Genomic DNA, 1,136 nt, shown 5'->3' with positions numbered 1-1,136 from the left:
GTCTTTGCACGCGAAGGCGATTCAAGAAGATTACAAAAACTCAGATGATAAAGTCAAAGCCAGTTACGCTTTCGGAATGTTAATGGCTTCCAACCTGAAGTCCGTTGATATAGAATTTGATTATCAGGCTTTTTCCGACGGCGTAAAAGCGGTATTGGAAAACCTTGAACTCCAGTTCAGCGAACAGGAAGCGATGGAGATTGTCGAGACCGCCATTCAAAGGTCAATGGATAAAACGGCGGGAGAAAACCAAAAACGCGAAATTGAATTTCTAGCGCAGAACAGCCAGCGCCCTGAAATTAAAACTACCCCCTCCGGTCTCCAGTACGAAATCATTACCGAAACGGACGGGGAAAAACCGACAGAAAAATCCATAGTAAGGGTTTATTACATAGGCACATTCTTGGACGGAACTCCTTTTGACAGTTCCAACGAAGACGACGGCGCTTATATCCCGCTAGAGATGGTAATAAGCGGCTGGACGGAAGGCCTTATGCTGATGAGCGTAGGAAGCAAATACCGCTTCTACATTCCGTCGGAGCTGGCTTACGGGAAAGAAGGAATCCAGTCGATTATTCCGCCGTACTCGACATTGATCTTTACGGTAGAGTTACTCGAAATTACGGAAGGTCTTAATTAAGAGGGATTCTTATCCTGAAAGTTGAACCTTCGCCGGCGCGGCTTTCCACTTCGGCAGTCCCCTTGTGAAGTAGGGCGATATGACGGACGATGGAAAGCCCAAGCCCCGTGCCTCCCGCATCCCTGCTTCTTGAACGGTCAACACGGTAAAATCTTTCAAATATTCGTTCCTTATGTTCGCTTGGAATCCCTATTCCCTTATCGCGCACTTCCAATAAAAGTTCTTTTCCCTCTATCCGCGCCTTAACCCAAACTTTAGATTTTTCCTGCGAATATTTAACCGCGTTGTCTATAAGGTTAATCAGCGCCTGTATTATAAAAGAGCCGTAAAGTTTCGCCTTTAATTCGGCGGGGCAATCGACACTGATCTCTATTTGTTTTCTTTTCGCCTGCGACTCGACGGAAGAAACCGCTTCGTCTATCAGGGAAGATACCGTTAACTCTTCAACCTCGCGTACGTTAATCGAACCGTTTTCCAAATCGGCAAGAATTAAAAG

2 protein-coding genes are annotated in these 1,136 nt (G+C 46.0%); one reads left to right on the top strand and one right to left on the bottom strand.

Features of this window, described 5'->3' with window-relative positions:
• Window positions 1-640, top strand: a 640-nt coding sequence (locus ACYVTD_RS13545) for an FKBP-type peptidyl-prolyl cis-trans isomerase (protein ID WP_461248263.1), incomplete at its 5' end; no start/stop codon positions are given.
• On the opposite strand, the gene ACYVTD_RS13540 is transcribed toward ACYVTD_RS13545, so the two are convergent.
• Window positions 633-1,136 (bottom strand): sensor histidine kinase (locus ACYVTD_RS13540; RefSeq protein ID WP_461248262.1); only part of this gene is annotated, 504 nt, incomplete at its 5' end. The two genes, ACYVTD_RS13545 and ACYVTD_RS13540, sit on opposite strands and share 8 nt — an antisense overlap.

It is taken from the genome of Treponema sp. R6D11 (assembly GCF_054786075.1).
The sequence above is the reverse complement of the archived record's forward strand: the minus strand, read 5'-3'. Positions and strand labels throughout refer to the sequence as shown.